7 protein-coding genes and 1 pseudogene are annotated in these 5,351 nt (G+C 64.7%); 5 read left to right on the top strand and 3 right to left on the bottom strand.

Annotation, left to right across the window (positions count from 1 at the left end; genetic code table 11):
* The 5 genes and pseudogenes from EOA75_RS35275 to EOA75_RS28005 form a co-directional block, all read left to right on the top strand.
* Positions 1 to 141, top strand: a pseudogene (locus tag EOA75_RS35275) (GNAT family N-acetyltransferase); the annotation flags it as partial.
* Between the two features lie 75 nt (positions 142 to 216).
* Entirely contained in the window at positions 217 to 537 is a 321-nt protein-coding gene (locus EOA75_RS28020) for a helix-turn-helix domain-containing protein (RefSeq protein WP_067323602.1), read from the top strand.
* Positions 534 to 983 (top strand): SRPBCC family protein, encoded by a 450-nt coding sequence (locus EOA75_RS28015; RefSeq protein ID WP_127325688.1) that lies wholly within the window; start codon positions 534 to 536, stop codon positions 981 to 983. The genes EOA75_RS28020 and EOA75_RS28015 overlap by 4 nt, the downstream gene beginning before the upstream one ends.
* A 34-nt stretch (positions 984 to 1,017) precedes the next feature.
* Positions 1,018 to 1,506, top strand: coding sequence for an SRPBCC domain-containing protein (locus tag EOA75_RS28010; protein ID WP_127325687.1), 489 nt, complete (start codon positions 1,018 to 1,020; stop codon positions 1,504 to 1,506).
* Between the two features lie 42 nt (positions 1,507 to 1,548).
* Positions 1,549 to 2,358, top strand: coding sequence for a DUF72 domain-containing protein (locus EOA75_RS28005; protein ID WP_127325686.1), 810 nt, complete (start codon positions 1,549 to 1,551; stop codon positions 2,356 to 2,358).
* Here the strand turns inward: EOA75_RS28005 and EOA75_RS28000 are convergent.
* From EOA75_RS28000 to EOA75_RS27990, 3 genes are all read right to left on the bottom strand, one after another.
* On the bottom strand, positions 2,277 to 3,443 hold the full coding sequence (locus tag EOA75_RS28000; RefSeq protein WP_127325685.1) for an FAD-binding oxidoreductase: 1,167 nt from the start codon (positions 3,441 to 3,443) through the stop codon (positions 2,277 to 2,279). The genes EOA75_RS28005 and EOA75_RS28000 overlap by 82 nt on opposite strands.
* A 24-nt stretch (positions 3,444 to 3,467) precedes the next feature.
* On the bottom strand, positions 3,468 to 5,039 hold the full coding sequence (locus EOA75_RS27995) for a HAMP domain-containing sensor histidine kinase (RefSeq protein WP_127325684.1): 1,572 nt from the start codon (positions 5,037 to 5,039) through the stop codon (positions 3,468 to 3,470).
* A partial coding sequence (locus tag EOA75_RS27990) for a winged helix-turn-helix domain-containing protein (RefSeq protein ID WP_164747603.1) occupies positions 5,027 to 5,351 on the bottom strand: 325 nt, incomplete at its 5' end. The genes EOA75_RS27990 and EOA75_RS27995, both read right to left, overlap by 13 nt.

Genomic DNA, 5,351 nt, shown 5'->3' with positions numbered 1-5,351 from the left:
GGCCTGATGGACGAGGCACGCCGCCAGCTCGGCACGTCCGTCGCCATCAGCCTGATCTCGATGCCCGACGCCGTCGGCTTCTACGAGCGCATCGGCATGAAACGCATGCCCGACGCCTTCTGGTTCTCCCGCAAGCGCTGACGCCATTCACCGGCAAGTGATCGCTCGACCTGTCGCAACGCTTGACATGCAACCAGTTGGTTGCATATTAAAGCCATGAGCATGGATGCCGTCTTTCGCGCCTTGGCCGACCCGACCCGCCGGCAATTGCTGGACAGCCTCTATGCCAGGAACGGACAGACGCTGAACGCGCTCTGCGAACGGATGGACATGACGCGCCAGGCGGTGACCAAACACCTGGCAATTCTCGAGGAGGCGAACCTTGTCGCCACCGTTCGCCGCGGCCGCGACAAGGAGCATTACCTCAACCCCGTGCCGATCAACGAGATCGCCGAGCGCTGGATCGGCAAATTCGAGCGCCATCGGCTGGATGCCTTGAGCGACCTGAAGAAACGACTTGAAAGGGAAGAGCCGTGAGCGACAACACTTTCGTCTACGTCACCTACATCCGCACCACGTCCGAAAAGCTTTGGACGGCGCTGACCGATCCGGAGTTCAACCGGCAGTTCTTCCTCTGCTCCTACCAGGAGAGCGACTGGAAGGTGGGTTCGAGCTGGAAGCTGATCTTCCCGGACGGCCGCGTGGCCGACTCGGGCGAGATCCTCGAGATCGATCCGCCCCGGCGTCTGGTCATCAAATGGCGCAACGAATGGCTGCCCGAGGTGAAGGAAGACGGCTACACGCGCTGTACCTTCACCATCGAAAAGGACGGCGAGCTGATGAAGCTTGCCGTCACCCACGAGGCCGACGGCCCGCACCGGCTGATTCCGAACGTGTCCAAGGGCTGGCCGCTGGTGCTGGCGAGCCTCAAGAGCCTGCTGGAGACCGGCAAGGGTTTCGAGCGCCCGCCATCGAAGGTCTGAACCAGGTATTGAACGGCCGCGGAGGAGGTTGGCAATGATACTGCCGCATGGCTGGCCGCGCGCCATGGCGAACACCGAGACGGTCATGGCTTCGGCGGAACTTTCCGCTTCGCCGCAACAAGTCGTCACCGCGCTTCTCACCAGCGACGTCGAGCGCTGGTGGGGGTCGGCCGAGACCTACCGGATGATCGGCTGGGCCGCCGATCTGCGCGTCGGCGGATCGTGGCGCGTCATCGTGAGGACGGCCGACGGCAGGACCCTGCCCGCCAGCGGCAGCTTCCTCGAGATCGAGACGGGGCGCAGGGTCGTGCAGACGAGGCGCTACGATTGGGATCACCCGACGCTCGGCCGTCACGAAACGACAGTTGCCTATCTGCTGGAACCGACCTCTGCCGGCACGCGGCTCACCGTCTGCCATGGCGGCTTCGCCGGCTTCCCGGACGCCGCGGCGGAGCACGCCGAAGGCTGGGCGCGCGTGCTCGGCTGGCTACAGGCACATCTGGGCTGCCGCCTCGCCGCCTGAGCCCCACCTTGACCTGCAGGCGCGCCTGTCCAGATTGTCGACATGGCCGAAAACAAACCTTTTGTCGGAACAGCCGGATGGACCATACCGGCAGCGCACAGGTCCTCTGTTCCGGCGACGGGCTCGCAATTGGAGCGTTACGCTTCGCGTCTTCCTGTCGTGGAGATCAACTCCTCCTTCTACAAACCGCATCAGCGCGAAACCTATGAGCGCTGGGCGTGCTCGGTCCCGGATCATTTTCGGTTCTCCGTTAAAGTGCCCAAAGCCGCGACTCATGAGCGCCGCCTCATAGATTGCCATGATCTTCTGGATGCTTTCATGGGCGAGGTCGGAGGTCTCGGTGAAAGGCTGTCCGCGCTCTTGGTCCAGCTGCCGCCCAGTCTGCAGTTCGACAGGCAGATAGCCAAAAAGTTCTTCGCCTTGTTGCACGACAAGATCGACTGCTGCTTGGTCTGCGAACCGCGTCACGCCAGTTGGTTCGAGCCGGGAGCAGACGCTTTGCTGAGCCGCCTCCGCGTCGGGCGCGTGGCGGCCGACCCCGCCCCAGTTGCCGCCGCTTCAGCGCCCGGCGGCTGGCATGAGCTCGCCTATTTCCGCTTTCATGGCGCGCCGCATATCTATTTTTCGGACTACGACGCCGGCCGGCTGCTGGAGATCAGCGCCCTACTCGCCGACGCGGGCGCCTCAGCCACCGAGGTGTGGTGCATTTTCGACAATACGGCGCGCGGGCATGCGCTTGGCAACGCCTTGTCCGTCGATGCGATTATGCGTCAGATGACGTTCAATTCCCTGAACGCCCGCCCCTCAGCGACGCGCTCATATCCGAACGCCGTGCAATCGATCGTGCGATAGCCGCCATGCACGATGAGTTCCGAGAGCGCCTTGCCCACCGCCGGCGCCTGTTGCAGGCCATGGCCGGAGAAGCCGTTGGCGAAGAGGAAGTTTTCCACCTCCGGATGCGGCCCGATCACCGCGTTCTGGTCGAGCGTGTTGTAATCATAATGCCCGACCCAAGCGCGCGTCGGCTTGATCGCCTCGAAGGCTGGGACGCGGGTGGCTAAAGTCGGCCAGATCACGTCCTCGAACAGCGGCCACTCGACCTCGAAATCATTGGGATCGGGTGCATGGTCGCCTTCCTCCGGCTCGGCGCCGCCGGTGAGGTAGACCGAGCCTTCCGGCCGCACATAGATGCCGGAGGGATCGACCAGCAGCGGCATGTCGGCATATTTTTCCCGTGCCTCGAAGACGAAGACGTTGCGCTTGCGCGGCTCGACCGGCAGCGCGAGCCCCGCAAGGGCGGCCACCTTGCCGGCGTTCGGGCCGGCGGCATTGACGATGATGCCGGCCTCCAGCGTCTCGCCATTGTCGAGGGCGACGCCGGTGACGCGACTGCCCTGGCGCGTGATACCGGTGGCCGACGCGGTGATGAAGTCGATCCTCCTCTCGCGCAGCGCCTTACGGAACAGCATCAGCAGCGCATGCGCGTCGAACCAGCCCTCGCCGCCGCGGCCATAGGCGCCCGCGGAAATGCCTTCGGTTGAAAGCCAGGAGAAGCGGCGGGCGAGCTGGCCTGCATCCTCCAGCACGATATCGGCGCCTTCGGCGATCTGCGCCTCGTGATTGGCCTTGAGGATCGGCAGCCCCGCCTCGCCGGCGAGGATCAGATAGCCGCCCTCGCGAAAGCCGATATCGGCGTCGGCGCCGAAAGTCTCTTTCAGCTGCCGGAACAGCTTCAGCGTGAATTGCGACAGGCGGATGTTTTCGGGAATGGAAAATTGCTGGCGGATCGAGGCCAGGGACAGCGTCGTCGCCGCTTGCGAGAATTGCGGATCGCGCTCGATCAGCGCGATGGAGCCGGTAAAACCCTCTTCGCGCAGATAGTAGGCGACCGAGGACCCGACGATGGCGCCGCCGATGATGACGATGTCGTAACGCACTTTGTTCTCCGATTTCACCGGTCCTCACGCGACCGGCAAATTGATTTCGAAGCGCGCGCCGCGTTCGGAGTCAACCAGCGTTATCGTGCCATCATGTGCTTTCAGGAGGGCCAGCACGATGCCGAGGCCCATGCCGGTGCCGCCGGCCTCGCGTCTTGTGGTGAAGAACGGCTCGAATATTCTTGCGCGATTGGCCGCCGAAATGCCGCCGCCGTCGTCGCCGACATGGAGGGCCACCCTTTCGCCCGCCTTTTCGGCGCCGACCGTCACCTGCTTCGCGCCGTGCCGTGCGGAATTGTCGATGAGGTTGGCGAGCACGATCGCGAGATTCTCGCCCGAGATGCCGAGGCCGATATCGCTGCCCGATTCGACGCGTACCTCCAGCCTGGCGTCGACCGGCAGCAGCGCCAGCGCCGCGCCGATTGTCGTGCTTTCGCCGCTCGGCGCCAGGTTTTCCGCGCGCGCCAGTTCGAGCAGCCGGCGCACCAAGAGATTGAGCCGCCCGGCATCGGTGACGATGTTGTTGGAAAAACGCCGTCGCTCGTCCTCGTCCATCGTCCCGCCGGAATCCCTGAGCAGCTCGGCCGCGCCCTGGATCGCCGTCAGCGGCGATTTCAGCTCATGCGAGACATGGGTGGCGAAGGTCTGGATGCTGTCGGAGCGCGCCTGGAGTTTTTGCGCCATGTCGAGGAAGGCGGCCGACAGCGCCGCCATCTCGCGCGTGCCGTGATGGGCGAGCGGCCGCATTGCCTCGCGGTCGCCGGCGGCGATGCGTTTGGTGCGCTCGATCAGCGCGTAGATCGGCCGGCTGACGGTGCGGATGAACACCAGCGCGATCAGCAGCGTGCCGCCGAGAATCGCGATCGCCGCGAGCGTGACCTTGCCGCGCTCGCCATAGAGATGTTTCACGATGTTGTTCGGCGTCCGCGACATATAGACCACGCCGGCGACCCTGCCGTCGAGCTCGACCGGCAAGGCGACGAAGACGCGTACCTTGGTGCCGCGGCTCACCGAATAGAGCGGCGGCGGCGGCTGGTCGGGGATCCGCAGGCGAAGCTCGCTTGCATAGGCGCCGGCGAGCGCCTGCCGCACCTCCTCGACCTCAGCGAACGACTGTCCGACCTCACCGCCGCCGGCGATCACCACGCCATGCGGATCGAGGAGCCGGAAACCGGCAAGCGTCGTCTTCTGCGCCTCGTCCAGAATGCCGTCGAGCTTTGCGCCTATGGCCGCGAAGTCCGGATCGGCGGGGGCGGGAACGGCCGCCGGTCGCGACGGCATGACATTGTCGGAGGCAAGATCGAGCTGCGGCTCGATCGGCTGGTAGGGGTAATTATTGTCCCTTGCCGGATCGGCCGAGATCGGCGTTCCCAACCGTTCCGGTGCAATGCCGGCCGCGCGCACCGCATCGGCATAGACGGCGGCAATCACCGCGCCCTGTGCGATGAGCTCGCCCTCGGTCTGGCGGATCAGCTGGTTTTCATAGAGCCGGAAGAAGAACAGCCCGACCAGCGGCAGCGCCATCACCACGATCAGGATGGCGACGACCACGGTGGCGAGCCTGGGCCGCCATTTCTCCTTGCTCAGCCACCGCATCGGCCGAGCCGGAAGCCGACGCCATGCACGGTCGCGATCGCATCCGAACAGCCGACCGCCGCCAGCTTGGCGCGGATGTTTCGGATATGGCTGTCGACGGTGCGTTCCGAGACATGGATGTTGGATTGGTAGGCATTGGCCATCACCGCATCGCGGCCAAGCACATGCTGCGGGCGGCCAAGAAAACCCTTCAGAATCGCGAACTCGATCGCTGTTAGGGTGAGCGGTTTGCCTTCAAAGCTCGCTGCATGGCTTGCCGGAACCAGCACCAGCTTGCCATGCGCGAACTGACGGTCGTCAGCGTCTTCCTCC

It is taken from the genome of Mesorhizobium sp. M1A.F.Ca.IN.022.07.1.1, assembly GCF_003997575.1.
In the GTDB taxonomy this organism is placed as follows: Bacteria; Pseudomonadota; Alphaproteobacteria; order Rhizobiales; family Rhizobiaceae; genus Mesorhizobium.
This window is presented reverse-complemented; position numbering and strand designations above follow the sequence as displayed.

Coding starts and splice junctions, on each gene's coding strand:
- EOA75_RS28005 (WP_127325686.1), top strand. CDS start 1,549: ATGGCCGAAAACAAACCTTTTGTCGGAACAGCCGGATGGACCATACCG.
- EOA75_RS28010 (WP_127325687.1), top strand. CDS start 1,018: ATGATACTGCCGCATGGCTGGCCGCGCGCCATGGCGAACACCGAGACG.
- EOA75_RS28020 (WP_067323602.1), top strand. CDS start 217: ATGAGCATGGATGCCGTCTTTCGCGCCTTGGCCGACCCGACCCGCCGG.
- EOA75_RS27995 (WP_127325684.1), bottom strand. CDS start 5,039: ATGCGGTGGCTGAGCAAGGAGAAATGGCGGCCCAGGCTCGCCACCGTG.